The 26,616-nt window shown below is 63.4% G+C and carries 26 protein-coding genes; 15 read left to right on the forward strand and 11 right to left on the reverse strand.

Annotated features, from left to right (window positions below; genetic code table 11):
• On the reverse strand, nt 1-224 hold a 224-nt coding region (locus EOC93_RS19050), incomplete at its 3' end, for an iron-sulfur cluster assembly protein (protein WP_164759196.1).
• 237 nt (nt 225-461) lie between these two features.
• Here EOC93_RS19050 and EOC93_RS19055 point away from each other — a divergent pair.
• A complete protein-coding gene (locus tag EOC93_RS19055) occupies nt 462-839 on the forward strand; it encodes a VOC family protein (RefSeq protein WP_127205383.1) in 378 nt (125 codons plus the stop codon).
• Between the two features lie 81 nt (nt 840-920).
• Here the strand turns inward: EOC93_RS19055 and EOC93_RS19060 are convergent, their stop codons facing one another.
• Both EOC93_RS19060 and EOC93_RS19065 read right to left on the reverse strand, forming a co-directional pair.
• Entirely contained in the window at nt 921-1,925 is a 1,005-nt protein-coding gene (locus EOC93_RS19060) for an inorganic phosphate transporter (protein ID WP_127205384.1), read from the reverse strand.
• Nucleotides 1,926-1,928: 3 nt separating this feature from the next.
• A complete protein-coding gene (locus EOC93_RS19065) occupies nt 1,929-2,570 on the reverse strand; it encodes a DUF47 domain-containing protein (RefSeq protein ID WP_095482992.1) in 642 nt (213 codons plus the stop codon).
• Between the two features lie 164 nt (nt 2,571-2,734).
• Here EOC93_RS19065 and EOC93_RS19070 point away from each other — a divergent pair, with 164 nt between their 5' ends.
• From EOC93_RS19070 to EOC93_RS19115, 10 genes are all read left to right on the forward strand, one after another.
• Nucleotides 2,735-3,634 carry a LysR family transcriptional regulator gene (locus tag EOC93_RS19070; protein WP_095482993.1) on the forward strand — a complete coding sequence of 300 codons (900 nt, stop codon included), beginning with the start codon at nt 2,735-2,737 and terminating at the stop codon, nt 3,632-3,634.
• 187 nt (nt 3,635-3,821) lie between these two features.
• Complete coding sequence (locus tag EOC93_RS19075) at nt 3,822-4,301, forward strand: formate dehydrogenase subunit gamma (protein WP_095482994.1); 480 nt, start codon at nt 3,822-3,824, stop codon at nt 4,299-4,301.
• Nucleotides 4,298-5,857 carry an NADH-quinone oxidoreductase subunit NuoF gene (locus tag EOC93_RS19080; protein WP_127205385.1) on the forward strand — a complete coding sequence of 520 codons (1,560 nt, stop codon included), beginning with the start codon at nt 4,298-4,300 and terminating at the stop codon, nt 5,855-5,857. Before EOC93_RS19075 ends, EOC93_RS19080 begins: the two co-directional genes overlap by 4 nt.
• A gap of 10 nt (nt 5,858-5,867) precedes the next feature.
• A complete protein-coding gene (gene fdhF / locus EOC93_RS19085) occupies nt 5,868-8,744 on the forward strand; it encodes a formate dehydrogenase subunit alpha (RefSeq protein ID WP_127205386.1) in 2,877 nt (958 codons plus the stop codon).
• A 3-nt stretch (nt 8,745-8,747) separates the two neighbouring features.
• Entirely contained in the window at nt 8,748-9,578 is an 831-nt protein-coding gene (fdhD, locus tag EOC93_RS19090; protein WP_127205387.1) for a formate dehydrogenase accessory sulfurtransferase FdhD, read from the forward strand.
• On the forward strand, nt 9,568-9,873 hold the full coding sequence (locus EOC93_RS19095) for a formate dehydrogenase subunit delta (RefSeq protein WP_127205388.1): 306 nt from the start codon (nt 9,568-9,570) through the stop codon (nt 9,871-9,873). Before fdhD ends, EOC93_RS19095 begins: the two co-directional genes overlap by 11 nt.
• A 127-nt stretch (nt 9,874-10,000) precedes the next feature.
• The gene (locus tag EOC93_RS19100; protein ID WP_127205389.1) at nt 10,001-11,554 is read left to right on the forward strand and encodes an alpha/beta fold hydrolase; all 1,554 of its coding nucleotides are present in this window, start codon (nt 10,001-10,003) and stop codon (nt 11,552-11,554) included.
• A 108-nt stretch (nt 11,555-11,662) separates the two neighbouring features.
• Nucleotides 11,663-12,136 (forward strand): carboxymuconolactone decarboxylase family protein, encoded by a 474-nt coding sequence (locus tag EOC93_RS19105; protein WP_127205390.1) that lies wholly within the window; start codon nt 11,663-11,665, stop codon nt 12,134-12,136.
• Between the two features lie 83 nt (nt 12,137-12,219).
• On the forward strand, nt 12,220-12,582 hold the full coding sequence (locus EOC93_RS19110) for a nuclear transport factor 2 family protein (protein ID WP_095483047.1): 363 nt from the start codon (nt 12,220-12,222) through the stop codon (nt 12,580-12,582).
• A gap of 10 nt (nt 12,583-12,592) precedes the next feature.
• Nucleotides 12,593-12,907: a hypothetical protein gene (locus tag EOC93_RS19115; protein WP_095483000.1), complete on the forward strand. Its 315-nt coding sequence runs from the start codon at nt 12,593-12,595 to the stop codon at nt 12,905-12,907.
• A 135-nt stretch (nt 12,908-13,042) separates the two neighbouring features.
• Here EOC93_RS19115 and EOC93_RS19120 read toward each other — a convergent pair whose 3' ends face one another.
• The 6 genes from EOC93_RS19120 to EOC93_RS19150 form a co-directional block, all read right to left on the reverse strand.
• Complete coding sequence (locus EOC93_RS19120; RefSeq protein ID WP_127205391.1) at nt 13,043-14,470, reverse strand: gamma-aminobutyraldehyde dehydrogenase; 1,428 nt, start codon at nt 14,468-14,470, stop codon at nt 13,043-13,045.
• 29 nt (nt 14,471-14,499) lie between these two features.
• Nucleotides 14,500-15,312 carry an ABC transporter permease gene (locus EOC93_RS19125; RefSeq protein WP_127205392.1) on the reverse strand — a complete coding sequence of 271 codons (813 nt, stop codon included), beginning with the start codon at nt 15,310-15,312 and terminating at the stop codon, nt 14,500-14,502.
• Nucleotides 15,302-16,267 (reverse strand): ABC transporter permease, encoded by a 966-nt coding sequence (locus EOC93_RS19130; RefSeq protein WP_127205393.1) that lies wholly within the window; start codon nt 16,265-16,267, stop codon nt 15,302-15,304. The genes EOC93_RS19125 and EOC93_RS19130 overlap by 11 nt, the downstream gene beginning before the upstream one ends.
• Before the next feature lie 229 nt (nt 16,268-16,496).
• A complete protein-coding gene (locus tag EOC93_RS19140; RefSeq protein ID WP_127205394.1) occupies nt 16,497-17,495 on the reverse strand; it encodes an ABC transporter ATP-binding protein in 999 nt (332 codons plus the stop codon).
• 182 nt (nt 17,496-17,677) lie between these two features.
• Nucleotides 17,678-18,832, reverse strand: coding sequence for an ABC transporter substrate-binding protein (locus EOC93_RS19145; protein WP_127205395.1), 1,155 nt, complete (start codon nt 18,830-18,832; stop codon nt 17,678-17,680).
• A gap of 124 nt (nt 18,833-18,956) precedes the next feature.
• A complete protein-coding gene (locus EOC93_RS19150; RefSeq protein WP_127205396.1) occupies nt 18,957-19,883 on the reverse strand; it encodes a LysR substrate-binding domain-containing protein in 927 nt (308 codons plus the stop codon).
• Nucleotides 19,884-19,967: 84 nt separating this feature from the next.
• On the opposite strand from EOC93_RS19150, the gene EOC93_RS19155 reads away from it, so the two are divergent.
• Both EOC93_RS19155 and EOC93_RS19160 read left to right on the forward strand, forming a co-directional pair.
• Entirely contained in the window at nt 19,968-20,417 is a 450-nt protein-coding gene (locus EOC93_RS19155) for an Rrf2 family transcriptional regulator (RefSeq protein ID WP_127205397.1), read from the forward strand.
• Nucleotides 20,407-21,324, forward strand: coding sequence for an NAD(P)/FAD-dependent oxidoreductase (locus EOC93_RS19160; protein ID WP_127205398.1), 918 nt, complete (start codon nt 20,407-20,409; stop codon nt 21,322-21,324). The genes EOC93_RS19155 and EOC93_RS19160 overlap by 11 nt, the downstream gene beginning before the upstream one ends.
• Here EOC93_RS19160 and EOC93_RS19165 read toward each other — a convergent pair.
• The gene (locus tag EOC93_RS19165; protein WP_127205399.1) at nt 21,321-22,097 is read right to left on the reverse strand and encodes a DeoR/GlpR family DNA-binding transcription regulator; all 777 of its coding nucleotides are present in this window, start codon (nt 22,095-22,097) and stop codon (nt 21,321-21,323) included. The genes EOC93_RS19160 and EOC93_RS19165 overlap by 4 nt on opposite strands.
• Nucleotides 22,098-22,533: 436 nt before the next feature.
• Here EOC93_RS19165 and EOC93_RS19170 point away from each other — a divergent pair, with 436 nt between their 5' ends.
• Nucleotides 22,534-23,418 carry a phosphotransferase family protein gene (locus EOC93_RS19170; protein ID WP_127205400.1) on the forward strand — a complete coding sequence of 295 codons (885 nt, stop codon included), beginning with the start codon at nt 22,534-22,536 and terminating at the stop codon, nt 23,416-23,418.
• The gene (locus EOC93_RS19175; RefSeq protein ID WP_127205401.1) at nt 23,415-25,868 is read left to right on the forward strand and encodes an FAD-dependent oxidoreductase; all 2,454 of its coding nucleotides are present in this window, start codon (nt 23,415-23,417) and stop codon (nt 25,866-25,868) included. Before EOC93_RS19170 ends, EOC93_RS19175 begins: the two co-directional genes overlap by 4 nt.
• Nucleotides 25,869-25,973: 105 nt before the next feature.
• Here EOC93_RS19175 and EOC93_RS19180 read toward each other — a convergent pair whose 3' ends face one another.
• Nucleotides 25,974-26,606, reverse strand: a complete 633-nt coding sequence (locus tag EOC93_RS19180) for a class I SAM-dependent methyltransferase (protein ID WP_126103843.1) — start codon at nt 26,604-26,606, stop codon at nt 25,974-25,976.
• Nucleotides 26,607-26,616: the final 10 nt, after the last annotated feature.

A 26,616-nucleotide genomic window follows, 5' to 3' on the forward strand; every position in this document is an offset into this window, starting at 1 on the left:
CCGGGGATCGCCTTGACGACCCGTTCGGCGGCGGCACGCAGCGGCTCCATCTCCTGAGCCCTGGCGGCAGGGACCGTGATCGAGAAGAAGACCTTGGCATCGGCAATGAAAATTTCGGAAACCATGCCGAGGTCGACGATGTTGCCGGTGAAGTCCGGTCCGTTGACCGTCTTCAGGCGCTCGATGACGATTTCCTTGGTGACGTTTTCCTGGACGGCGGGCATCAGCTTTTCCTCTGCTTTCCAGTTCAGATAAGGCAGTTCCCGAACAGAACCAAGCGGCGGAACGGCACGCGCAGTGGCATGGCTTCAAAAACTTGCGTCCACTTGTAGGGATTTGCGTCAATCGAAACGTCTTAGGAAGAGGCACGCCGATCGCGCGAGCTGCGGTCGCCAGAAGGCGAAGCAGCCCTATTTTCTTGCAGGGCTCGGGCGTGCTCGCCAGCAAGGAAGGAGACAATCATGCTCGCACACAGCAACGCAACGGCCAATCTCGCGGTGAAAGATCTGGCGAAGGCCAGGTCTTTCTATGAGGGAACGCTCGGCCTGACTGAGGTCCACAATGAGGGCGGCGAATTGATCGTCTACAAAAGCGGCGACACCAGCATCAACGTGTACCAATCGAAGTTCGCCGGCACCAACAAGGCAACAGCCGTGACCTGGATGGTCGGCGACGAGATCGACACCGTCGTCAAGGCGCTGAAATCGAAGGGCGTCGTCTTCGAGCACTACGAGATGCCGGGCCTGACGCTGGAAGGCGACATCCATGTCGGCTACGGCATGAAGGTCGCATGGTTCAAGGATCCTGACGGCAACATCCTGAACCTGGTCGACAGGTAGATTTCGGCGTCCACGCATGCCTGCCGCATCTGGCGTAGGGTCGCCGCGCCGGAGGCGACTCCAAGCGCCACCATGCCCGCGTCATGTTCCCAGGCTGACCGCGAGGTAGGTGAGGGCCGAAATCGCGGCGGTGGCCGGCAGAGTGACAATCCAGGCGATGACGATGTTGCCGGCGATGCCCCAGCGCACGGCTGAGACGCGGCGGGCGGCGCCGACGCCGATAATGGCGCCGGTGATCGTATGCGTCGTCGACACCGGAATGCCGAGCCAAGTGGCGGCGAACAGGGTGATCGCACCGCCGGTCTCGGCGCAGAACCCCTGCATCGGGTTCAGCCGGGTGATCTTCGAGCCCATGGTGTGGACGATGCGCCAGCCGCCGAACAATGTGCCCAGCGCCAGCGCCGCCTGACAGGTGATGACGACCCATAGCGGCACGTAGAAATTTTCTCCGAGCATGCCTTGCGAATAGAGCAGCACGGCGATGATGCCCATGGTTTTCTGTGCGTCGTTGCCGCCATGGCCGAGCGAATAGAACGAGGCGGAAACGAACTGCATGACGCGGAAAGTGTTGTCCACGGCGAACGGTGTCTGGCGCACGAACGCCCAGGAGACCGCAAGGATCAGGACAAGCGCCAGCAGAAATCCGGTCGCCGGCGACAGGACGATGGCCGCAATGGTCTTGCCGAGTCCGGTCCAGACGATGGCGCCGCCGCCTGCCTTTGCAACGCCGGCACCGACAAGTCCGCCGATCAGCGCGTGCGAGCTGCTGGAGGGGATGCCGACGAGCCAGGTGACGATATTCCAGACAATGGCACCGACGAGAGCGGCGAAGATCACCCCCGGGGTGACGATGCTGGCGTCGATGATGCCCGTTCCCAAGGTCTCGGCAACATGAAGGCCGAAGAACAGGAAGGCGATGAAATTGAAGAAGGCCGCCCACAGCACCGCATAGTGTGGCCTCAGCACACGCGTGGAGACGATGGTGGCGATAGAGTTGGCGGCATCGTGCAGTCCGTTGAGAAAATCGAAGAACAGCGCAACGGCGATGAGCCCGGCCAGCACGGGTAAGGCGATGGCGGCTTCCATTGGCTAAACGTTCTCGATGACGATGCCGCTGATCTCATTGGCGACGTCCTCGAACCGGTCGACCACTTTTTCCAGCTCGCCATAGATCTCGCTGCCGATCAGGTAGGCCATCGGGTCGCTGCGGCCATGCCTCTTGAACAGGTCCTTCAGGCCCTGCTCGTGCAGATCGTCGGCCCGGCCTTCCGCGCGCATGACCTCTTCGGCGATCGCGTTGAGGCGCACGCTGTGGGCGCCGATCTTGCTGAGCAATGGGATGGCCTCGGCGACCAGCTTGGCTGCAATAACGATGACGCCGCCCATTTCCTGCATCAGCGGGTCGAATTCCTTCTTGTCGAACAGCTTCACCGTCTTGACGGTCTTGTGCATCATGTCGATGGCGTCATCCATCGACTGGATCAGGTCCTTGATGTCACCGCGATCGAAAGGCGTGATGAACGAGCGCCGCACGGAAAGCAGGACTTCCGCGGTGATGTGATCGGCCTGGTCTTCAAGATCGATGATCTTCTGGCACCAGCGATCGATGTCCTTGCCCTGGAGGAGCTGCTCGAGCGCCTCGGCGCCATCGACCACGGTGCGGGAGTGCTGCTCGAAGAGGTCGAAGAAGCGATCTTCGCGCGGCAGCAGCTTGCGGAACCAGCCCAGCATGTTCGATCTCCCGTGCCCCACGACCTCGCCTTATCCACATAGCGCCGCATGCCGCTGCGGGAAATAGTAAGCCGGCTGAAAGGTGTGGATGCTGCCGATTGCACATGCAGCTTGCGGCGGAAGGCAATTTCCCCGACCTTGGCGCTGGACACCGGACAGATGGCATGATCGACAAGCTGGAATTCTTCATCGCGCTGGCCAGGGAAGAGCATTTCGGCCGGGCGGCGGAGGTGTGCGGCGTCACCCAGCCGACGCTTTCGGCCGGGATCAAGCAGTTGGAGGGCCAGCTCGGCGTGATGCTGGTATTGCGCGGCTCGCGCTTTCAGGGGCTGACGCCGGAGGGAGAACAGGTGCTGGTGTGGGCGCGCCGCATCGTCGGCGATACCCGCACCATGCGCGAGGAGATGCGGGCGGCGCGTCACGGCCTTTCGGGACGCATCCGCATCGCGGCCATCCCGACGGCGCTGGCCATGGTGGCGCGGCTGACGACACCTTTTCGGGCAAAACATCCCGGCGTCACCTTCTCGGTGCTGTCGCGCACCTCGATCGAGGTGCTGTCGCTGCTCGGCAATTTCGACATCGACGCCGGCATCACCTATCTCGACAACGAGCCGCTGGGGCGGGTGACCAGTGTGCCGCTCTATGACGAGCGCTATCAGCTGATCACCGCCGTCGGAAACCCCTATTCCGACCGCGACAAAGTGACATGGGCGGAGCTCAGCCAGCTGCCGCTCTGCCTATTGACGCCGGACATGCAGAACCGCCGCATCATCGACCAGCATTTGGCCGAAGCCGGCACGCAGGTGCGGCCGACACTCGAATCCAATTCGATGATCGTGCTATTCTCCCATATCCGTACCGGCAAATGGTCGTCAATCATGCCGCTCAACCTCTCGGAAACATTCGGCTTTTCCGAGCCGATCCGGGCCATACCGATCGTCGAGCCGGATGCCAGCCACACCGTGGGGCTGGTGGCGACGCCGCGCGAGCCGCACACGCCGCTCGTCTCGGCGCTGCTGGACGAGGCGATGGCGCTGGCAGACGATTTCCGCGCCCGCCGTTGAGCTAGAGATTGCCGGATGAGTGGGATCGATAGAAGATTTCTATCGATCAACGGATCGGCTTTATTGATTTGGCGGGTTTCCTCTGATTTCCTAAACACTTAGCGACATCGCATGTCGTTGCCCAAAAAGAACGTTTCGCACTTTTGGGCGACATGCATTGGATCGCAACGACCAGGGAGGGCGCTGCATGACAATGCAGCCTGCAAGTACCGAGATCGCGTCGCGCACGGCGGCGATCATCCAGGAGCTGAAGGGCCTCGAAGGCCCGCTATTGCCGATCCTCCACGGCATCCAAGAAGAATTCGGCCATGTGCCGCAGGACGCGCTGCCGGTGATCGCCGAGGCGCTGAACATCTCCAAGGCGGAGGTGCACGGCGTCGTAACCTTCTACCATGACTACCGCAGCCACCCGGCCGGGCGGCATGTGCTGAAGCTCTGTCAGGCGGAAGCCTGTCAGTCGATGGGCTCGGACGCCATTGCCGCCAAGCTCAAGCAATTGCTGGGCATCGGCTTCCACGAGACGGCGCGCGACGGTTCGGTGACGCTGGAACCGGTCTATTGCCTCGGCCTTTGCGCCTGCGCGCCATCGGCGATGCTGGACGGCGCGGTGATCGGCCGGCTCGATGACGAAAAGCTCGACGAGATCGTTGCCGAGGTGCGCTCATGATCCCGCGCATCTACATTCCGGGAGACTCCGGCGCGCTGGCGCTGGGTGCGGAAAAGGTCGCCAAGGCGATTGAGAGAGAATTGGCCGATCGCGGCATTGAGGCCAAGATCGTGCGCAACGGTTCGCGCGGCGCCTATTTCCTCGAGCCGATGGTCGAAGTGGCAACAACAGACAAGGGCCGCGTCGCCTACGGGCCGGTGAAGCCGTCCGACGTCAAAGGACTGTTCGACAGCGGCTTCCTCACCGGCGGTCACCACAAGCGCTGGCTGGGCGCGCCCGACAAGATCCCGTTCCTGGCCAGGCAGACGCGCCTGACCTTCGCGCGTTGCGGCGTCATCAATCCGCTGTCGCTCGATCACTACAAGGCACATGGCGGGCTGAAGGGCCTGCAGAACGCCGTGGCGATGGCGCCGGCCGAAATCGTCAAGCAGGTCACCGAGTCGGGCCTGCGCGGCCGCGGCGGCGCCGGCTTCCCGACCGGCATCAAGTGGAAAACGGTGCTCGATACGACGGCCGACAAAAAGTACATCGTCTGCAATGCCGACGAGGGCGACAGCGCCACCTTCGCCGACCGCATGATCATGGAGGGCGACCCCTTCGTGCTGATCGAAGGCATGGCGATCGCCGGCATCGCGACCGGCGCGACCAAGGGTTTTGTCTATATCCGCTCGGAATATCCGCATGCGGTGGCGATGATGCAGAAGGCGGTCGAGGTCGCCCGCGAAGCGGGCCTGCTCGGTGTCAACGTGCTGGGCTCGCCCAACGCCTTCGACATGGAAATCCGCGTCGGCGCCGGTGCCTATGTCTGCGGCGAGGAAACCTCGCTGCTCAACAGCCTCGAAGGCAAGCGCGGGGTCGTTCGCGCCAAGCCGCCACTGCCGGCCATCCAGGGCCTGTTCGGCAAGCCGACGGTAATCAACAACGTCATCTCGCTGGCATCGGTGCCTGTCATCATGGACAAGGGTGCTGCCTTCTACAAGGATTTCGGCATGGGCCGCTCGCGCGGCACCATTCCGATCCAGATCGCCGGCAATGTCAGATATGGCGGCCTGTTCGAGGCAGCGTTCGGCATGACGCTTGGCGAGATCGTCGATGACATCGGCGGCGGCACGGCGACCGGACGTCCGGTCAAGGCGGTGCAGGTCGGGGGTCCGTTGGGAGCTTATTTTCCCCGCGCCCTGTTCGACACGCCATTCGACTACGAGGCTTTCGCCGCCAAGGACGGGCTGATCGGCCATGCCGGCATCACTGTGTTCGACGACACCGCCGACATGCTGAAGCAGGCGCGCTTCGCCATGGAGTTCTGCGCCATCGAAAGCTGCGGCAAGTGCACGCCGTGCCGCATCGGCTCGACACGCGGCGTCGAGACGATCGACAAGATCGCCAGAGGTATCGAGCCGGAAAAGCAGATCGAGCTGGTGACAGACCTGTGCAACACGATGAAGTTCGGTTCGCTCTGTGCGCTGGGTGGCTTCACGCCTTATCCGGTGATGAGCGCAATCAATCACTTCCGCGATGATTTCAAGCCGGCGCCGGTCGCCGAAGCAGCAGAATAGGAGTCTCGCCATGGGTCTCGTTCAGGAAATCGACTACGGCACACCGGCCTCGACATCCGAGAAGCAGGTGACGCTGACGGTTGATGGCTTTTCGGTCACCGTGCCGGAAGGCACCTCGATCATGCGCGCCTCCATGGAGGCGGGCATCGCCATTCCAAAACTCTGCGCCACCGACATGGTCGACGCCTTCGGCTCCTGCCGGCTTTGCCTGGTCGAGATCGACGGCCGCAACGGCACGCCATCCTCTTGCACGACGCCGGTGGCGCCGGGCATGGTGGTGCACACCCAGACCGGAAGGCTGAAGGACATCCGCCGCGGCGTGATGGAGCTCTACATCTCCGACCATCCGCTCGACTGCCTGACCTGTGCCGCCAATGGCGACTGCGAATTGCAGACGCAGGCCGGCGTCGTCGGCCTGCGCGACGTGCGCTACGGTTATGAGGGCGACAACCACGTTTTCAAGAAGAACGACGGCGCAGAAAATTTCAAATGGATGGCGAAGGACGAGTCCAACCCGTACTTCACCTATGATCCCTCGAAATGCATCGTCTGCTCGCGCTGCGTGCGCGCCTGCGAGGAGGTGCAAGGCACCTTCGCGCTGACCATCGAGGGCCGCGGCTTTGAAAGCCGCGTGTCGCCAGGCATGCATCAGCTCTTCATCGACAGCGAATGCGTGTCCTGCGGCGCCTGCGTGCAGGCCTGCCCGACGGCGACGCTCTCCGAAAAATCGGTGATCAAGATCGGCCAGCCGGAGCATTCGGTGGTCACCACCTGCGCCTATTGCGGCGTCGGTTGCTCGTTCAAGGCCGAAATGCGCGGCGACGAGCTGGTGCGCATGGTGCCCTACAAGGACGGCAAGGCGAACCGTGGCCATAGCTGCGTCAAGGGACGTTTTGCCTACGGCTATTCGACCCACAAGGAGCGCATACTCAATCCGATGATCCGCGAAAAGGTCACCGATCCATGGCGTGAAGTGTCGTGGGAAGAAGCGCTCACCCATACCGCCAACGAGTTCCGCCGCATCCAGTACCAGTATGGCCGCACCTCGATCGGCGGCATCACCTCGTCGCGCTGCACGAACGAGGAAACCTATCTGGTGCAGAAACTGATCCGCCAGGGTTTCCGCAACAACAATGTCGACACCTGCGCCCGCGTCTGCCATTCGCCGACCGGCTATGGCCTTGGCCAGACATTCGGCACTTCGGCCGGCACCCAGGATTTCGATTCGATCGAGAAAACCGACGTGGTGATGATCATCGGTGCCAATCCGACCGACGCGCATCCGGTATTTGCTTCGCGCATGAAGAAGCGGTTGCGCAAAGGTGCCAAGCTGATCGTGCTCGACCCGCGCCGCACCGATATCGTGCGCTCGGCTCATATCGAGGCGCAGCACCATCTGCCGCTGAAGCCCGGCACCAACGTCGCCGTGGTCACCGCGCTTGCCCACGTCATTGTCACCGAAGGCCTGTTCGACGAAGCCTTCATCCGCGAGCGCTGCGACTGGGACGAGTTCCAGGACTGGGCGTCATTCGTGGCGCTGCCGGAAAACAGCCCTGAAGTGGTCGGTCAGCTTGCCAGTGTCGATCCCGAAGAGATCCGCGGCGCCGCTCGGCTGTTTGCCACCGGCGGCAATGGCGCGATCTATTACGGCCTCGGCGTGACCGAGCACAGCCAGGGCTCGACAACGGTCATCGCCATTGCCAATCTTGCCATGGCGACCGGCAATATCGGCCGCCCGGGCGTCGGCGTGAACCCGCTGCGCGGCCAGAACAATGTCCAGGGCTCCTGCGACATGGGCTCGTTCCCGCATGAGCTGCCCGGCTATCGCCACGTCTCCGGCGATGCGGTGCGCGACATCTATGAGAGCCTGTGGGGCGTCAAGCTCGACGATGAGCCCGGCCTGCGCATCCCCAACATGCTGGACGCCGCCGTCGACGGCTCGTTCAAGGGCCTCTACGTGCAGGGCGAGGACATCTTGCAGTCCGATCCCGACACCAAGCATGTCGCCGCAGGGCTGGCGGCAATGGAATGCGTGGTCGTGCACGATCTTTTCCTCAACGAGACCGCCAACTACGCGCATGTCTTCCTGCCCGGCTCGACCTTCCTCGAGAAGGACGGCACCTTCACCAATGCCGAGCGCCGCATCAACCGCGTGCGCAAGGTGATGGCGCCGAAGAACGGGCTGGCCGACTGGGAAGTGACGCAGAAGCTCGCGCAGACGATGGGGCTTGCCTGGAATTACCAGCATCCGTCGGAAATCATGGACGAGATCGCCACAACGACGCCCAGCTTCGCCAGCGTCTCCTACGATTATCTGGAAAAGATGGGCTCGGTGCAGTGGCCCTGCAACGAGAAGGCGCCGGAGGGCACGCCGATCATGCATATCAGCGGCTTTGTGCGCGGCAAGGGCAAGTTCATCCGCACCGAATATGTGGCGACCGACGAGAGGACGGGACCACGCTTCCCGCTGCTGCTGACCACCGGCCGCATCCTGTCGCAGTACAATGTCGGCGCGCAGACCAGACGTACCGACAATATCATGTGGCACAGCGAGGACCGGCTGGAGATCCACCCGCATGACGCCGAAAACCGCGGTCTGCGTGACGGCGACTGGGTCCGCCTGACCAGCCGCTCCGGCGAGACGACGCTGCGCGCGCTGATCACCGACAAGGTGTCGCCTGGCGTGGTCTATACGACGTTCCACCACCCCGACACGCAGGCCAACGTCATCACCACCGATTTCTCCGACTGGGCAACCAACTGTCCGGAATATAAGGTGACGGCGGTGCAGGTAGGCGCGTCCAACGGACCGTCGGAATGGCAGATCGACTATGACGAGCAGGCCCGCAACAGCCGTCGCATCGCGACGCTGGAAGCAGCGGAGTAATCTTTGAGCGCGCGCCGCAAAGCCACGACGCAGATCTCGCGGCTGGCGCACCGCGCCGGCGGCACTGCGGCCGCCAACCGTATGGTGCCGGAAGAGACGCCGGTGGCGTTCTCCTTTGCCGGCACCACTCATGCGGTGATGATGGCAAGTCCCGCCGATTTCGAGGATTTCGCGCTCGGCTTCTCACTGACCGAAGGCATCATCGCCGACCGCCAAGAAATCGAGGCGATCGAAATCGAAGATCACGGCGCCGGCATCGACATCCAGATCAGCTTGAAGGACCAGGCCAATACGCGCTTCGAAGCGCGGCGCAGACGGCTGGCCGGACCGGTCGGTTGCGGGCTGTGCGGCATCGAATCGATCGAGGAAGCGATGCGCTCGGTCGAGGCCGTCGGTTCGTCAAAACTTACGCTTGCGGCCGAAGATATCATCCGCTCGGTCAAGCTTCTGTCGAGGGTGCAGCCGCTGCACGCCGAGACCGGTGCGGTGCATGCCGCCGGTTTTTACATCCACGGCAAGGGCATTGTCATGGCGCGCGAGGATGTCGGCCGCCACAATGCGCTCGACAAGCTGGCCGGCGCACTGGCCAAAGCCGGCATCGACGGCACCTCGGGTGCCGTCGTCGTGACGTCGCGCGTTTCGGTCGAGATGGTACAGAAGACGGCGGCGATAGGTGCTGCCTTCATCATTGCCGTCTCGGCGCCGACGGCACTTGCCATCCGCACCGCCGAGGATGCCGGCATGACGCTGGTGGCTCTCGTGCGCGGCGATGATTTCGATATTTTCACCCACCCCGAACGGGTGGTTTCCGGAGTTGCCAAGCATGTCGCATGACGAAGGCCACATCATGAGCACCGGCGAGAAGCTGGTCCGCATGGCCAACCAGATCGCAGCCTTTTTTCACTCCAAGCCGCGCGAGGAAGGCATTGCCGGCGTCGCCGAGCACATCAACAAGTTCTGGGAACCGAGGATGCGGCGGCAGTTGTTCGAAATGCTGGACAGCGGTGGCGAAGGGTTCAACGAGCTTGTCGTGGCCGCCTCGGTGAGGATCAAGCGGCCGAGTGCGCCGGAGGGCGCAGGTTTTAGCGCGGACGGGAAGGCCGAGATCGCCGCGGCGTCACAGAAATAGGCCAGCAAACGTCTCTTTAGCTGCCGCCGGCTTACATTCAACCTCTCTAAAGTTGCATCTGCCGCAATCCGCGCGGCTCTGCTATGATCCCGCGACCAGAAATCGTCGGGCCGGGCGGACAAACCTCGTGAGGCCGATCGAAACTCGATATGCCCGAAGCGGCGACGTGCGGATCGCCTACCAGGTGGTCGGCCAGGGATCGTTCGATCTCGTTTTCGTGCCGGGCTTCATTTCCAATCTCGATCTGCACTGGGAAGACGAGGGTTACAGCCGTCTGCTGAAACGGCTTTCAGCGTTCTCGCGGCTGATCCTGTTCGACAAGCGCGGCACCGGCCTGTCCGATCGCGTCGATGCGCATCACCTGCCTAGTCTCGAAACCCGCATGGACGATGTGCGTGCGGTGATGGATGCCACTGGCAGCGGCCGTGCGGCATTGCTCGGTGCTTCGGAAGGCGCGCCGATGGCGATGCTGTTCGCCGCCACCTATCCGGAGCGGACCCGGGCGCTGGTGCTCTATGGCGGCTATGCACATTTCCACAAATGGGTGATGCCACCGGAACGCCTCGACGCCTTCATCGAGATGGCGGAGACCGCATGGGGCACCGGCGCCACCTTGCCTAATTTCGCGCCTGGCCGGGTTGACGATTCCCGTTTTGCAACATGGTGGGGGCGCTTCGAGCGGCTATCGGCGAGCCCGACGGCGGCAGCTGCCTTGGCGCGCATGAATGCGGGGACCGACGTGCGCGGCGTGCTGGCGGCGATCAGCGCACCAACGTTGCTGATCCATCGCCGCAACGATGCGCGGGTCGATCCCGACGCCAGTCGTTTCCTGGCCAAAAAGATCCCGAATGCCCGCCTGGTCGTGATCCCTGGCCGCGACCACCCGATTTGGACCGGCGACGTGGACCGGGTGGCCGACCTGATCGAGGAGTTTCTAACCGGCGAGCGCGCTGTCGCCGAGGCGGAGCGCGTGCTAGCCGCACTTCTAGCGACCCGCATCTACGATACCGCGCGCCTCGGCGACCGCATGTGGAGCGAGCGCAGCCAGCGTTTTCAGGAAACTTGGCGGCTGCTGGTCGGGCGCCATGGTGGCCGCTCTGCTGGAACGCATGGCGAGCTGATGATGTCGCGGTTCGACGCCCCGGCGCGTGCCATACGCTGTGCGGCGGCGCTGCGCGACGCGGCACAGAAGATCGGCGTGGCCACAGCGCAAGGTGCGCATGTCGGCGAGATCGAGTTGCGCGGACCGCCGGCGGGGCTGACAGGCCGCGTGACGATGCAGCTTGCCGCCCATGCCGGCAGCGGCGATATCCTCGCGTCCCGGCTGGTCGCCGATCTGGCAACCGGTTCGGGCCTTCATTTCACCGATGCCGGGCGGATCGCGCTTGACGAACTCGATGAGCCGCTCGCCCTGGTGCATGCGACGTCCGAACAGCATCTGGAGCCCGCCTGCCGGCCCAAAGCCCGGATGACCGAGCCGGCAGCGCTGACGGCACGCGAAAGCGAGGTGGTGAACCTGATTGCCGACGGCAAGAGCAATGCCGCGATTGCCGCCGAACTCAGGCTGAGCGAGCACACGGTCAAGCGCCACGTCGCCAACATATTGCTCAAGCTGGATCTGCCGTCGCGCGCGGCTGCGGCGGCGTTTTCTGCCAGGCACGCTGGCCCGGACGGGCCATGAGAGCCATGGCGCTTTCGGGCGAAGCGGCCACGGAAGCGTAAGCGTATCAATTCTCTCCGCAGGCCAGGCGGATGTCGCCGAGAAAAGGCACCGCGAAGGGAGGATGAAATGTTGAAATGGAAGATCCAATCATTGGTGATGGCAGCAGGCATTGGTGCGCTCCTGACTGTTGCCCCGGCAAAGGCCGAGGATGCTTCGGCAACGGCTGCCTACAAGGATATCCAGGCGACGCTCGGCTCGGTTCCGGACATGTTCAGGACACTGCCGGACGTCGCGGTCGCCGGCGCCTGGGCTGAGATCAAAGGGGTGCAGCTCAACCCGAAAACCGCGCTCGATGGCAAGACCAAGGAGTTGATGGGCCTCGCTGTCGCTGCGCAGATCCCCTGCCAGTACTGCATCTATTTCCACACGCAGGCAGCCAAGCTCAATGGCGCAACCGACGAGGAGATCAAGGAAGCGGTGGCGATGGCCGCGATCGTGCGCCACTGGTCGACGATGCTCAACGGCAGCCAGATCGATCTCGCGACTTTCAAGCAGCAGGCCGATGAGGTGTTCGCCGCCGTCAAGGCGAAGTCACAGTAGAAAAATCACTCCCCGGCGATGAACGCCGGACAGCGCCGATCAATCAAACGCCCGCTCGTGAAGACGGGCACATGGAGGATACAATGGTGACCAAGACACAGGCCGTGGACGGCGCGGCGATCAAGAAAGCGATCGAAGGCCGTGACGGAAAATTGCTGTCGAGCTTCTATGCCGACGACGCGCTGGTGCGGGTAATCGACCGCAACAATCCGCCGAGCAAGCCGCGCGAAATCCGCGGGCGCGCGGCGATCAGCACGTTCTGGGACGACATCTGCAGCCGGGCGATGACCCACAAGGTCGACACCACCATCGCCGACGGCGACAACCTCGCCTTCACCCAGGCCTGCGACTACCCGGACGGCACAAAAGTGTTCTGCGCGGCGATGCTGGAGCTGAAGGACGGCCAGATTGCGCGGCAGACCGTCGTGCAGGCATGGGACGAGTGAGGAGGCGGCCATGTTCAGCGCCAGATGGCAGATCGACGCCAAGTTCGGGCACAAGCAGGCAGTGCTCGACTTGTTGAAAAAATGGGAACGCGAGATCGGCTCGCAGGTCGGTCTCGCCGAGCTTGAGTTCCAGATCATGACCGGTTCGATCGGCGCACGGGAGGCGACGGTCGAGTCACACCACCAGGTCGAAAGCCTGGCACAACTGGAGGAATTCTTCGCCAAGATCGGCAAGATCGACGCGCACGCCAAATGGGGGAAGGAGATGGAGCCCTATGTGGTGTCGGGCACCAGCCTGTGGAACATCTATCGCATTGTGGAGTAGCGCTCTTCTGCCCGTCAACGGGAAGAAGATGCCGGCAGGCAGATAAGGGGCAGCGCCAAGTTGGCAGAAGCTTGTGCTGCCCCTCATCCGCCCTTCGGGCCACCTTCTCCCCGTGAGCGGGGAGAAGGGAAGGCGCTAGCCGTGTGCCACCATCACATGCCGCACGGCGGTATAATCCTCCAGGGCATAGAGTGACATGTCCTTTCCGTAGCCGGACTGTTTCAGCCCGCCATGCGGCATCTCGTTGGTCAGCATGAAATGGGTGTTGATCCAGGTGCAGCCATATTGCAACCGAGCGGCTGTCGCCATGGCGCGCGAGACATCCTTGGTCCACACCGAGGACGCGAGGCCATAGTCGCTGTCATTGGCCCAGCTCACCGCCTCGTCGACTTCGGAAAAGCGAGTGACCGAGACGACCGGCCCGAACACTTCGCGGCGCACGATCTCGTCTTCCTGCAAGGCGCCGGCGACGACCGTCGGCTGGTAGAAGAAGCCGGAGCCCTCGCCCGGCTTGCCACCGGTGGTGATCTCGATGTGCTTCAACTCGGAGGCGCGTTCGACGAAGCTCGAAACGCGGTCGCGCTGGCGGCGTGAGATGAGCGGCCCGATCTCGTTCTCGGTGTCGTCGGGGCGGTTGTACTTGATGGTCGAGACGGCCGAGGAAAGGTCGGCGACAAGCTTGTCGTAGATCTTCTTGCCGGCATAGATGCGACAGGCGGCGGTGCAGTCCTGGCCGGCATTGTAATAGCCGAAGGCGCGCAGGCCGTTGATCACCGCGCCCAGGTCGGCGTCATCGAAGACGATGACCGGCGCCTTGCCACCGAGCTCGAGATGGGTGCGCTTGACGGACTTGGCGGCGGCCTGCAGCACCTTCTTGCCGGTGGCGACATCGCCGGTGATCGAGATCATGTTGATTTTCGGGTGGTTGATCAGCGTGTTGCCGACGCTGTCTCCGCGGCCGAGCACGACATTGACGACGCCTTCCGGCAGGATCTCGGCTAGTACCTTCGCCAGCTTTAGCGCCGTCAGCGGCGTCTGCTCCGATGGTTTGAAAACCACGGTATTGCCGCCGGCGATCGCCGGCGCCAGCTTCCAGGCCATCATCATCAGCGGGTAGTTCCACGGCGCGATCGAAGCGACGACGCCGATGGCATCGCGCCGGACCATCGAAGTGTGGCCGGGGATGTATTCGCCGGCGACCTGCCCGGGCATCGAGCGGACGGCACCGGCAAAGAAGCGGTAGCAATCGACGATCGCCGGGATCTCGTCGTTGAGCACGGCATTGATCGGCTTGCCGCAATTGAGCGCCTCGAGTGCGGCGAAATCCTTCGCGTCGGCCTCGATGCGGTCGGCGATCTTCAGGAGATAGCCCGCGCGCTGCGCCGGCGTGGTGCGCGACCAGGTGACGAAAGCCTTTTCGGCCGCCAGCACCGCTGCCTCGATCTGCGCCTGGCTGGCTTCAGGCAGGTTGAGGATGGTCGCCCCGGTCTTCGGATTGAGGATCGGCTCCTCGGTCTCGGTGCCCTTCTCGAATTTCGAGCCGATCAGCATCTTTGTGTCCATGGAAGTCTCTCCCTTATGGATTTTTGACGTCATTTGCCCGAACCGGCGATCTGGTCGCCGTCGCGGGTCAGGTAGTAGGCGGCGAGGATGGGCAGCAGCGTCACCAGCACGACAACCATGGCCACGACATTGGTGACCGGGCGCTGGCGCGGACGGATCAACTCCTCCAGCATCCAGATCGGCAACGTCTGCTGCTGGCCGGCGGTGAAGGTGGTGACGATGACCTCGTCGAACGACAGCGCGAAGGCGAGCATGCCGCCGGCGAGCAGGGCGGTGGCGATGTTGGGCAGCACGACATGGCGGAACGTCTGGAAGCCGTCGGCGCCAAGGTCCATCGATGCCTCGATCATCGAGCCGGAGGTGCGGCGGAAGCGGGCGACGGCGTTGTTGTAAACGACGACGACGCAGAAGGTGGCGTGGCCGAGCACGATCGTCCAGAACGAGAACGGGATCTCGGCCAGCGAAAAGGCCGAACGCAACGCGATGCCGGTGATGATGCCAGGCAGCGCGATGGGCAGGATGACCAGCAGCGAGATGGTTTCGCGGCCAAAGAACCGTGTTCGCGACACGGCCGCCGCGCACAGTGTGCCGAGGACCAGCGCGACGGCGGTCGAGATGGCGGCGACACGGACCGACAGCGACAGCGCTTGCCAAACGTCCGGGCGGTTCCAGGTGACGGCGAACCACTGCGTCGTCAGCCCCGGCGGCGGCCAGACGAAGCTCTTTTCCTCGGTCGTGAAGGCATAGATAAAGATCAGGAGGATCGGCAGATGCAGGAACAGCAGGCCGCAGGCGGCGGCCACCTTCAGGCCGAGAGGAGCGGGTGAGCCATCAGAGCGCATCGAAAGCTCCCATGCGCTTGGCGCCCCAGAGGTAGAAGCCCATGATGACGATGGGCACTACGGTGAAGGCGGCGGCAAGCGGAATGTTGCCGGCGGTGCCCTGCTGCGAATAGACGGCCTGCCCGATGAACAACCGCGAGGTGCCGATGATCTGCGGGATGATGTAATCGCCGAGCGTCAGCGAGAAGGTGAATATCGAGCCGGCGACGATGCCCGGCAGCGCCAGCGGGAACAGCACGTTGCGGAAGGTCTGGCCGGGCGAGGCGCCAAGATCGGACGAGGCTTCGACCAGATTGCCCGGCACGCGCTCGAGTGCCGCCTGCACCGGCAGGATCATGAAGGGCAGCCAGACGTAAACGAAGACGATGAAGGTGCCGGTGGACGACACCGACAGCGAATTGCCGCCGACGATCGGCAGCGACAGCCAGCCATCAACAAGCCATAGAAGATGCAGCTTGGTGAGCAGCCAGGTCAGGATGCCTTCCTTGGCGAGGATGAGCTTCCAGGCGTAGATCTTGACCAGATAGCTCGACCACAGCGGCAGCATGATGCCGAGATAGAACAGCGCCTTCCAGCGGCCGCGCGCATAGCGCGCCGCGTAATAGGCGATGGGGAAGGCGATCACCGCGGAGGCGAGCGTGACCAGGGCTGCCATCGTCACCGTGCGCAGGATTATGTCGAGATTGGCGGCCTGGAGCAGGTCGCCATAGGTCTTCAGCGTGAATTCGCGGTTGATGAGGCCGGAGAATTCGTCGATCGAGAAAAAACTCTGCAAGAGCAGCGCGAACAGCGAGCCGATATAGACGATGCCGAGCCACAGCACCGGCGGCAGCAGCATCAACAGCAGCAGCAGCTTCGGCTTGCGCCAGAAGACGTCGGACAAGGCGCCACGCATGCCGCCGCCGCGGGGGAGGACGGCTGGGGCGGCTTTTGCCTGGGTCGCGGTCAGGGTCATGGCTTCTTCGACAGGTCGCGTTCCTTCGCGCCCCCCTCTGTCCTGCCGGACATCTCCCCCACTTGGGGGGAGATCGGATGTCGCGACCGCTTTCGCCAACCACCAACGTTGCAGAAGAGGTGCCGCCGACCAAGCTGCCGATCTCCCCCCAAGTGGGGGAGATGTCCGGCAGGACAGAGGGGGGCGCCGTAGAGCGCCTCATTCAGTCCGCCAGCTACCTTCAGCGCCATCATGCCGGCTCGTCCATCAGATGCAGATGCTCGCGGTTGAAGGTGAGCACGACAGCCTCACCCTCCCTCGGCAATTTCGCACCCGCTGGCACGACGGCGTGCAGCCTCAGCCCGTCGGCATCGAGCGCCAGTCTTGTCGTGGCGCCGAGATAGTTGGTCGAGACGAGGCGAGCGGCAACGCCGTCGCCCTTGGCCGCTCGACCAATGCGAATGGATTCAGGACGCAGGCTCCCCCAGCGATGCTGGCCGGAATAACGCTGGACGAAATCAGGCGGCAGCACATTGGACGAGCCGACGAAATCGGCGACGAAACGCGTCTTCGGGCGCTGGTAGATGTCCTCCGGCGTGCCGATCTGCATGACCTTGCCGTCGTTGAAGACGGCGACGCGGTCGGCCATCGAAAGGGCCTCGCCCTGATCGTGGGTGACGAAGACGAAGGTAATGCCGAGCGCCTTCTGCAGCGACTTCAGCTCCTCCTGCATGTTTTCGCGCAGCTTGAGGTCGAGCGCGCCAAGCGGCTCGTCGAGCAAAAGCACCTTGGGCTGGTTGACCAACGCGCGAGCGAGCGCGACGCGCTGGCGCTGGCCACCGGAAAGCTGGCCGGGACGGCGGGCGCCGTAGCCCGGAAGCCGCACCAGCGACAGTGCCTCTTCCGCCGCCTTCTGCCGCTCCGGCTTGCCGACGCCCTTGACCATCAGCCCATAGGCGACGTTGTCGAGCACGTTGAGATGCGGGAACAGCGCGTAATCCTGAAACACGGTGTTGACGTTGCGGCGATAGGGCGGGACGCCTTCGGCGCGTTCGCCGAAAATGGAGATCGAGCCCGCCGTCGGCTGCTCGAAGCCGGCGATGAGGCGCAGGCAGGTCGTCTTGCCGGAGCCGGAAGGTCCAAGCATGGCAAAGAACTCGCCCGGCACGATATCGAGATCAACCGTATCGACGGCGCGCACGCTGCCGAAATGGCGAGAGACTTTGGCGAACGAAACGGCTGATGTCATGGGCTGTCCCAGGCTGATCAAATTCAGGCGACGGCGCTGCCCCCTCATCCGCCTGCCGGCACCTTCTCCCCGTATAGTGACGGGGAGAAGGGGCTTACCTAAACGCCGGCGTCCTCCCTCTCCCGTCGGGGAGAGGGTGAGAGTGAGGGCAGTGATACGCTCTCAGAACGAGTGAGACGAACTCACCGCCCGCCGATGACGCCAATGTAATCCGACACCCAGCGATAGTAAGGCACGCACTGGTCGTTCTGGGTGGCGCATTTCGACACTGGCGTCTTCCAGAACTTGATCTTTTCGAAATTGTCGTAGCCGTTGGTCTTGCAGCCTTCTTCGCCGAGCAGTTCGTTGCCTTTGCAGGCAGCCGGCACCACCGGCAACGAGCCGAACCAGGCGGAAATGTCGCCCTGGACTTTCGGCGACAGCGAATGTTCCAGCCACATATAGGCGCAGTTCGGGTGGGCTACGTCGGCCTCCATCATGGTGGTGTCGGCCCAGCCGGTGACGCCTTCTTGCGGAATAGTCGAAGCGACCGGTTTCTTGGCGGCAACCAGCGTGTTGACCTGGTAGGGCCATGAACCTGAAGCAACAACGCCTTCGTTCTGGAAGTCGTCGACCTGGATGGCGGCGTCATGCCAGTAGCGTCCGACCAGCGTGCGCTGGACGCGCAGCAGATCTAGCGCGGCCTTGTACTGATCCTCGGTCAGCTCGTAGGGATCCTTGATGCCGAGCTCCGGCTTGTGAAACATCAGATAGTTGGCGGCATCGGCGACATGGATCGGCCCGTCATAGGCCTGGACGCGGCCCTTGTTCGACTTGCCGTCAGGCAAGGTCATCTCCTCGAAGACGACGTTCCAGCTCTTCGGCGCTTCCTTGAACACCTCGGTGTTGTACATCAGCACATTCGGGCCCCACTGGTAGGGGACGCCGTAGTGGACGCCGCCGACCGTGAACCACGGCGCATCCTTGAGCCGGTCGTCGACCGTCTTCCAACTCGGGACGAGATCGGTGTTGATCGGCTGGACGCGCTTGCCGGCGACGAGGCGCAGCGACGCGTCGCCCGAGGCGGTGACGAGATCGAAGCCGCCCTCATTCATCAGCGCGACCATTTCGTCGGACGTGTTGGCCGTCTTGACGTTGACCTTGCAGCCTGTGTCCTTCTCGAAGGACGTGACCCAGTCGTAGCCCTTGTCGGTTTCGCCGCGCTCGATGTAGCCGGGCCAGGCGACAATGTTGACCTGGCCTTCGCCCTTGCCGAGTTCCTTGACCTGAGCGATCGCCTGGCCGGAGAAGGTCAGCGCGACCGTCAGTGCAGTGCATGACTTCAGGAATGAATTCATCGTCGATCTCCCATTTGAGGGGCCGCACTGTCGCGGCGGCTTGGTCCCGACCGTGAAGGTGCTGCGAAATTTCCGGTTTCGCAAATTCATTTATCAGAAAGGCGATATCGGTTTTTCCGATAGATCAGCGGCCAATCTTCTCCGGTCGCTGACGGACCATGCGCTGCGATTGGGCAAGCCCGATGAAGTCGCGTGCGGCCTGCGGCAGGCCGGAGCCGCGCCGCCAGACCATGCCGACCTGCACCACCGGCAAAGAGCCCGAAATATCGCGCGATTCGATGCGGTCGCCTTCGAGCGACCATGGCCGGTAGACGAGGTCGGGCAACAACGCCACACCGGCGCCGGTGGCGACGAGGCTGCGCACCGCCTCGACAGAGCGGGTGCGGAAGGCGACATGCGGCCTGGCGCCGATCGCCGCCAGCAGTTTCCCGGTATTCTCCTCGATCTCGTCGACGGTCAGCATGATCAGCGGCTCCGAGGCGATGTCGCCAATGCCGATGATGTCGGCGCCGGCCAGCGGGTGGCCGAGCGGCAGCCATAGCCGGTAGGCCGAGACTTCGAGAATTTCCGATTGCAGCGCGGTGCGATCGCGCAGGTTCGAGGTGACCATGACGGCGATGTCGAGCTTGCCTCCGATCAGGAGGTGCTCAAGGTAATCGCCATTGTCCTCGATGGCCGAGACCTCAACGCCCGGGTAGGCACGTCGATAGCGGGCGAGAAGGTCGGACAGCACATAGCCGGCGACCAGCGAGGTGACACCGAGCTGGAGCCGGCCGCCTGCGGCCGCTTGCTCGCCGAAGAAGGCGCGGCGCGCATCGGAAACGTCGGCAAGAATCTTTGTCGCGTGGCGCAGGAACTGATGGCCCTTGTGAGTGATGTTCAAGCCGCGCGGGTGGCGCTCGAATAGCTCGACGCCGAGATCGTGTTCCAGTTCCTTGATCGCTTCGGTGACCGACGATTGCGAGATCGACAGGTTCTGCGCAGCACCCGACACCGTGCCTTGCTCGGCGACGGCGATGAAGAACTGCAATTGGCGGATGGTGAAGGCCATGGCCGGACTAAACACGGCGAAGGCGGCGCTGGGAAGTGGGCGACGGCGCTTGACGACCGCGAGACTCGTAACTAAGTAAGTTACATGAAACGAAACAGCAGACTTTCCTCGACCCTGCACATTCTCGTCCACATGGCCGAGACGCAGGAGGACGCGCTGACCTCCGAGCAGCTCGCCACATTCATCCACACGAACCCGGTCGTCGTCCGCCGGACCATTGCTGGCTTGCGCGACGCTGGCATCGTCACCTCGTCGCGCGGCCATGGCGGCGGCTGGCAGCTTGGCCGTGCGCCCGAGAAAATCTCGCTGGCCGAGATCAGCGCCGCCCTTGGCGAAACGCTGCTGCCGTTCGGCACCGAGCCGGAAAGTCCCGGCTGCCTTGTCGAACAAGCGGTGATAGCGGCGCTCGATGATTTTCGCATCGAGGCCGAGAGGCTGCTGGCGGAAAAACTCAGTCGCATCACGCTCGCCGATCTCGCCGCCGATTTCCACCGCCGTTACGAGTTGATTGGAGTGACCAGCCATGCAGTATGATCTGCCAGCTACGCAGTATGATCTGATCGTCGTCGGCGGCAGCTTTGCCGGCCTGTCCGCCGCCATCCAGGCAGGACGGGCCCGGCGCAACGTCCTGGTGATCGACGCGGGCCAGCCGCGTAACCGTTTTGCCGAACATTCGCACGGGTTCCTGGGACAGGACGGGCGCGCGCCCGGCGCAATCCTGGACGACGCAAGACGGCAGCTGCTGGCCTATCCGACAGCCAGGGTCGTCGTCGGATTGGCGAACAAGGCCGCTGCCGCCGGTTCCGGCTTCGAGATTATGACTGATCGCGGCGAGACATTCGGCGCGGCGCGGCTGGTGCTTGCCACCGGCGTGCGCGATATCCTGCCGGATGTCCCCGGGCTTGCCGAGCATTGGGGAAAGAGCGTGCTGCACTGTCCTTATTGCCATGGTTACGAGGTGGCCGGCGGGCCGCTTGGCGTGCTGGCAACCGGCCCGATGGCAGTGCATCAGGCGCAATTGATCGCCGACTGGGGTGACGTCACGCTGTTCGCAAACGGCATGTTCGAGCCGGACGCGGAACAAATGCTTGCGCTGGAAAGGCGGAACGTACGGTTCGAGCCGGCCGGCGTGGCGGGGCTGGAAAAGGATAGTTCGGGCGGGCTGATCGTCAGTCTCGAAGACGGCCGCAAAGCCGGCATCAAGGCGCTGTTCACCGCGCCGCGCAACACCATGGCGAGCCCGCTGGCCGAGCAGCTTGGCTGTACTTTCACGGAAGGCTTCCTCGGCCCAGTGATCACCGTCGACGACCGGCAGCAGACGACCGTGCCCGGCGTCTATGCCGCCGGAGATGCGGCACGTTCGATGCACAACATCGCCTTCGCCGTATCGAGCGGAGCCTTCGCGGGCGTATGCGCCCACCAATCGCTGGTTTTCGATTAGATTCCGATCTTGCCATCCGCAATGCTGAGCCGTGCGCCCGCCTGGACAAGAGCGGCGGCGATGTCGCGCGGCGGAGAACGGTCGGTCGCAAGTTCGGAAAAACCTTCGAAGCCGCAGACCTGAACCAGGCCTTGGCGGCCGAACTTGGTATGGTCGGTGATGACGAGCGAGCGCTGGCCGCGCGACAGCACCATGCGGGCGATTTCCGCCTCTTCCAGATCATAGTCCATGACGCCCGTGACGGCATCGACCGCACCGGTGGAGATCACCGCATGATTGACGGAAAACCGGCTGACGAATTCGATGGCCGAGACGCCGAAGGCGGCGCCCGAATCGCTGCGCAATTCGCCGCCGGCCATATAGACCTTGTTGCCGTTGACGGTGGCCAGCGTGCGGGCGATGTCGGAGGAGTTGGTGACCACCGTCAACCGCCGGTGGCCGAGCAGCTCGCGGGCCAGGAAAGAGGTGGTGGTGCCGGTGTCGAGCATGATCGATTCGCCGTCGCGGATGGTGGCGGCAACCATGCGGGCGATGGCGCGCTTGGCGTCGGCGTTCTCGCGCATGCGCCGCTCGAATGGCGCCTCGCCGGCCATCGACGGCAGGCCGACGGCGCCATGCATCTTCAGGATCGAACCGTCACTGGTCAGCGGCTTGACGTCGCGGCGCACGGTCTCCAGCGAGACGCCCAGCCGGTCGGCCAGGCTGGCGATGGTGACGGTGCCCTCCTCCTGCAGGAGACGCAGGATTTCGCCATGCCGCTTCGAATAGATCATCGCGTTTCGCCCAATCGGATTGTTGCGCTGCTGACCGCTTCTAAGGCAAATCGGCCACAGTACACAAGGAATCCTTGCGAATCCGGGCAAGAAGACAGAAAAAGCCACAAGTTTTCGTTGACAAGCCAGATCACATGGCGCGACACTGGCTGGTGACAGGCTCGGAGCTGCCACGGGAGAACGATGGCAGAGCCGCATCAAATTTCGCTTACCCGAACGTCTGGAAAATCGTCTGGCGCAAGGGAAAAGGATTTTTTCGAATCCGCGGGGGCGGATGCCGGCGTCGAAGAACCCGGCACAGGGGCTCGTCGGTGCGGTGCGGGATACCGATCCTGGCATCCCGCACCGACGAGATCTTCGCATTGCTCCCTCCTGCCGGCCGCCATCTTTGTCTCGCCCGCGGCGTCTTGAACCCCGCCCAACGAGGGATGAACCTGTGACCGCCGAGGACCGCATCCGCGCGCTGCCCTGCTGGACCGGCAGCATCGAGATCGCGCCGCTGCCGGGCGGCCTGAGCAACGCGAACTATCTGGTCAAGGATGCGGCCGGGCGGCATGTCGTGCGTTTCGGTCAGGACTTTCCGTTCCATCACGTCTTTCGCGAGCGCGAGGTGATGACCACCCGTGCGGCACACGCCGCCGGCTTCGCGCCGGCGGTCCTTTATTCCGAGCCCGGAATCCTAGTGACGGAATTTCTCGGCGCGAAGACCTATGTCGCGGTAGACGTACGCGCCAATATCGGCCGCGTCGCCGCCCTGATGCGCGGCTTCCACCGGGAGATGCCCAATCATGTCTCCGGCGCCGGCTTCATGTTCTGGGTGTTCCATGTCATCCGCGACTATGCGCGCACGCTGGAGGAAGGCGGCAGCCGCATGCGAAGCGAGTTGCCGCGGTTGCTGACGCTTGCGGACGAGCTCGAACGGGCGCAGAAACTGCTGCCGATCGTCTTTGGCCACAATGATCTTTTGCCGGCTAATATTCTCGACGACGGCCACAGACTGTGGCTGATCGATTTCGAATATGCCGGTTTCAACACGGCGATGTTCGACCTTGCCGGCGTCGCCTCGAACGCCGGCATGAGCGACGAGGAGTCCTTCGCCTTTCTGACCGCCTATTTCATGAAGGAGCCGGACGAGGCGATCCGCCGCTCGCATGCGGCCATGCAATGCGCGTCGCTGCTGCGCGAGGCGATGTGGAGCATGGTTTCTGAACTTTATCTCGACGCGCCCGGCATCGACTACGTCGCCTATACCGCCGAAAACCTGACACGGCTGGAAGCCGCGCTGGAAAACTACAGAACAAAATACGGACATAAATCATGACATTGCCCGCCCATGCCGGGATCGTCGTCATCGGCGGCGGCATTATCGGCTGTTCGACGGCCTATCATCTGGCGCGTGACCACAAGGCCGATGTCGTGCTTTTGGAACAGGGCAAGCTGACTTCCGGCTCCACCTGGCATGCGGCGGGGCTCGTCGGACAGCTGCGCTCGTCGGCCTCGATCACCCGCGTGCTGAAATACTCGGTCGATCTCTACAAGGGGCTGGAAGCCGAAACCGGGCTGGCCACCGGCTGGAAGATGACCGGGTGCCTCAGGCTCGCCACCAATGCCGACCGCTGGATCGAGTATAAGAGGCTGGCGACGACGGCGAAAAGCTTTGGCATGGACATGCAGTTGCTGTCACCGGCCGAGGTCAAGACAATGTGGCCGCTGCTGGAAACCGGCGATCTCGTCGGTGCCAGCTGGCTGCCGACCGACGGCCAGGCAAGCCCTTCCGACATCACGCAGTCGCTGGCCAAAGGTGCGCGCATGCATGGCGCCAGACTGTTCGAGGATGTGCGCGTCACCGGCTTCGACTTGAAGGATGGCCGCATCATCGCGATAAAGACCAACAGGGGCGATATCGCCTGCGACAAGGTGGTGAACTGTGCCGGGCAATGGGCGCGGCAGGTCGGCGCGCTAGCCGGCATCAACGTGCCGCTGCAGCCGGTGAAGCACCAGTATATAATCACCGAAAAGATCGACGGGTTGGCGACCGATGCGCCGACGATCCGCGACCCCGACCGCCGCACCTATTTCAAGGAGGAGGTCGGCGGGCTGGTTATGGGCGGCTATGAGCCGAACCCGCTAGCCTGGACGACCGAACTACCCGGGGGCGACGTCCCTGATGACTGGGAGTTCCGGCTGTTCGACGACGATTACGATCATTTCGAGCAGCACATGAACCAGGCGATCGCGCGGGTTCCGGCGCTCGAAACCGTCGGCGTCAAGCAGATGATCAACGGGCCCGAGAGTTTCACGCCCGACGGCAATTTCATCCTCGGCGTGGCGCCCGAATGCGCCAACATGTTCGTCGGCGCCGGCTTCAACGCCTTCGGCATCGCGGCGGGCGGCGGCGCCGGCTGGGTGCTGGCGCAATGGGTGGTCGGCGGCGAGGCGCCATTCGACCTGTGGGTGGTCGATATCAGGCGCTTTTCCGACCTGCACCGCGACCGGCAATGGGTCCGCGACCGCACGCTGGAAGCCTATGGCAAGCACTACACGATCGGCTTCCCGCATGAGGAGTATGTCACGGGCCGGCCGCGGATCGTGTCGCCGCTCTATGAACGGCTGCGAAAGCACCGCGCTGTGTTCGGCTCGAAGCTCGGCTGGGAGCGGCCGAACTGGTTCGCGCCCGAAGGTGTCGAGCCGAAGGACATCTATTCGATGGGCCGGCAGAACTGGTTTTCGCCGGTCGGCGACGAGCACCGGCACGTGCGCGAACACGTCGGTATCTTCGACCAGTCGTCCTTCGCCAAATATGAACTGAACGGCGCGGACGCGCTGAAGGCGCTCGACTGGATCTGCGCCAACGACATCAGCAAGCCGGTCGGCCGGTTGACCTACACGCAGCTTCTCAACACGCGCGGCGGCATCGAGGCCGACCTGACCGTGGCGCGGCTCGGCGAAGAACGGTTCTACGTCGTCACCGGCACCGGTTTCAGGACGCATGATTTCTCGTGGATCGGCGACCATGTCGGCAAGGAGCTCGATGTGACGCTCACCGATGTCACCGAGGATTTCGGCACGCTGTCGCTGATGGGACCGCGTGCGCGCGACGTGCTGGCTGCGGTGACCGATGCGGATGTGTCGAACACCGCTTTCCCGTTCGGCCATGTGCGGGAAATCTCCATTGCCACCCACACCATCCGGGCGCTGCGCATCACCTATGTCGGCGAGCTTGGCTGGGAACTGCATGTGCCGATCGCGGCAGCGGGCGAGATTTTCGACACGCTGATGGCCGCAGGCAGGACATACAACATCCGCCCGGTCGGCTACCGGGCGCTGGAATCGCTACGGCTGGAAAAAGGCTACCGTGCCTGGGGCTCCGACATCACACCCAACGACACGCCGCAGGAGGCCGGTCTCGGCTGGGCGGTGAAACTCAGAAAGAACACGGATTTCCTCGGACGTCGGGCGCTGGAAAGGGTCAGCGGCGTGGTGCTGAAAAAACGCTTTGCCGGCTTTACGGTCGACGATTGCGAGATCGTGCTGCTCGGGCGCGAGACGATCTTGCGCAACAACGAGCCGGTCGGCTACCTGACCAGCGGCGGCTATGGCTACACCATTGGCAAAAATATCGGCTATGGTTACGTGCGCAACGCCGATGGCGTCAGCGACGATTTTCTCGCCTCCGGCGATTACGAGCTGGTCGTCGCGATGGAGCGGACGCCGGCAAAGATCCATCTCGAGCCGCTTTACGATCCGGCGGGAGAAAAGATCAGAGCCTAAAGCGCGTCGCGTCTGAAGGGATTCATGCGACGCGCTTTAAGTTCTTGTTTTTATGCATGTCGTTATTCCAAAACCGCTGCGCACTTTTGGGCGACATGCATTAGATCAGCTCACGCGCAGAACGAGGCCGCGGCTGGGCACGGTGTCCGCCTCGCCCGGCATAGACACATAGGGCGACGTCTCCTCGGCGCGCGTGACGATGCCCTTCGCCTCGAGGTCGGCAATCCGAGCGGAAAAGCCGGCGTCCCACAGCGTGTTCTTGACCGTCAGCACGATCACCCCGCCCGGCCGGCAGATGCGGATCAGTTCGTCCAGCCCCTCTGCGCCGACATGGCCCGAGGTGAAGACGCCGGCCGATATGATCCCGGCATAGGCATTATCCGCGAAAGGCAGCGGCCCGCCGAGCGCCAGGCAGTGAAGCGCCGAATAGACGCCCTTGCGCTCGGCCTTGGCCAGCATGCCCGCCGAGATGTCGAGCGCCTCGACGTGCGAATAGCCTGTGATGGCAAGCCATTCGCCAATCAGCCCGGTGCCGGCCCCAGCATCGAGGAGCGGTGCCGCGCCGCGCGGCAAATGACGGGCAAGCAAGGCAAGGCAGATGGTTGGATGGCGGTAACCGGCCGCCAACATGTCGGCGTCGTAGGTGTCGGACCAGCGGTCGTAGAGCGCCGCCACCTCCTCTGGCCGCTGCGCTGCATAGGCTGCGGCGAGCGCACCCTCATTTTTCCTGTCCGCCATCGCAGTCCTA

Origin of the sequence: Mesorhizobium sp. M6A.T.Ce.TU.002.03.1.1, assembly GCF_003997275.1 — a bacterium.
In the GTDB taxonomy this organism is placed as follows: domain Bacteria; phylum Pseudomonadota; class Alphaproteobacteria; order Rhizobiales; family Rhizobiaceae; genus Mesorhizobium; species Mesorhizobium mediterraneum.

Bases quoted from the DNA above. Each gene is read 5' to 3' on its own strand.
- EOC93_RS19070 (WP_095482993.1), top strand. From the start codon at position 2,735: ATGATCGACAAGCTGGAATTCTTCATCGCGCTGGCCAGGGAAGAGCAT.
- EOC93_RS19140 (WP_127205394.1), bottom strand. From the start codon at position 17,495: ATGACATCAGCCGTTTCGTTCGCCAAAGTCTCTCGCCATTTCGGCAGC.
- fdhF (WP_127205386.1), top strand. From the start codon at position 5,868: ATGGGTCTCGTTCAGGAAATCGACTACGGCACACCGGCCTCGACATCC.
- EOC93_RS19145 (WP_127205395.1), bottom strand. From the start codon at position 18,832: ATGAATTCATTCCTGAAGTCATGCACTGCACTGACGGTCGCGCTGACC.
- EOC93_RS19105 (WP_127205390.1), top strand. From the start codon at position 11,663: ATGTTGAAATGGAAGATCCAATCATTGGTGATGGCAGCAGGCATTGGT.
- EOC93_RS19160 (WP_127205398.1), top strand. From the start codon at position 20,407: ATGCAGTATGATCTGCCAGCTACGCAGTATGATCTGATCGTCGTCGGC.
- EOC93_RS19065 (WP_095482992.1), bottom strand. From the start codon at position 2,570: ATGCTGGGCTGGTTCCGCAAGCTGCTGCCGCGCGAAGATCGCTTCTTC.
- EOC93_RS19180 (WP_126103843.1), bottom strand. From the start codon at position 26,606: ATGGCGGACAGGAAAAATGAGGGTGCGCTCGCCGCAGCCTATGCAGCG.
- EOC93_RS19115 (WP_095483000.1), top strand. From the start codon at position 12,593: ATGTTCAGCGCCAGATGGCAGATCGACGCCAAGTTCGGGCACAAGCAG.
- EOC93_RS19130 (WP_127205393.1), bottom strand. From the start codon at position 16,267: ATGACCCTGACCGCGACCCAGGCAAAAGCCGCCCCAGCCGTCCTCCCC.
- EOC93_RS19155 (WP_127205397.1), top strand. From the start codon at position 19,968: ATGAAACGAAACAGCAGACTTTCCTCGACCCTGCACATTCTCGTCCAC.
- EOC93_RS19175 (WP_127205401.1), top strand. From the start codon at position 23,415: ATGACATTGCCCGCCCATGCCGGGATCGTCGTCATCGGCGGCGGCATT.
- EOC93_RS19120 (WP_127205391.1), bottom strand. From the start codon at position 14,470: ATGGACACAAAGATGCTGATCGGCTCGAAATTCGAGAAGGGCACCGAG.
- EOC93_RS19165 (WP_127205399.1), bottom strand. From the start codon at position 22,097: ATGATCTATTCGAAGCGGCATGGCGAAATCCTGCGTCTCCTGCAGGAG.
- EOC93_RS19060 (WP_127205384.1), bottom strand. From the start codon at position 1,925: ATGGAAGCCGCCATCGCCTTACCCGTGCTGGCCGGGCTCATCGCCGTT.
- EOC93_RS19110 (WP_095483047.1), top strand. From the start codon at position 12,220: ATGGTGACCAAGACACAGGCCGTGGACGGCGCGGCGATCAAGAAAGCG.
- EOC93_RS19055 (WP_127205383.1), top strand. From the start codon at position 462: ATGCTCGCACACAGCAACGCAACGGCCAATCTCGCGGTGAAAGATCTG.
- EOC93_RS19080 (WP_127205385.1), top strand. From the start codon at position 4,298: ATGATCCCGCGCATCTACATTCCGGGAGACTCCGGCGCGCTGGCGCTG.
- EOC93_RS19125 (WP_127205392.1), bottom strand. From the start codon at position 15,312: ATGCGCTCTGATGGCTCACCCGCTCCTCTCGGCCTGAAGGTGGCCGCC.
- EOC93_RS19095 (WP_127205388.1), top strand. From the start codon at position 9,568: ATGTCGCATGACGAAGGCCACATCATGAGCACCGGCGAGAAGCTGGTC.
- EOC93_RS19075 (WP_095482994.1), top strand. From the start codon at position 3,822: ATGACAATGCAGCCTGCAAGTACCGAGATCGCGTCGCGCACGGCGGCG.
- EOC93_RS19150 (WP_127205396.1), bottom strand. From the start codon at position 19,883: ATGGCCTTCACCATCCGCCAATTGCAGTTCTTCATCGCCGTCGCCGAG.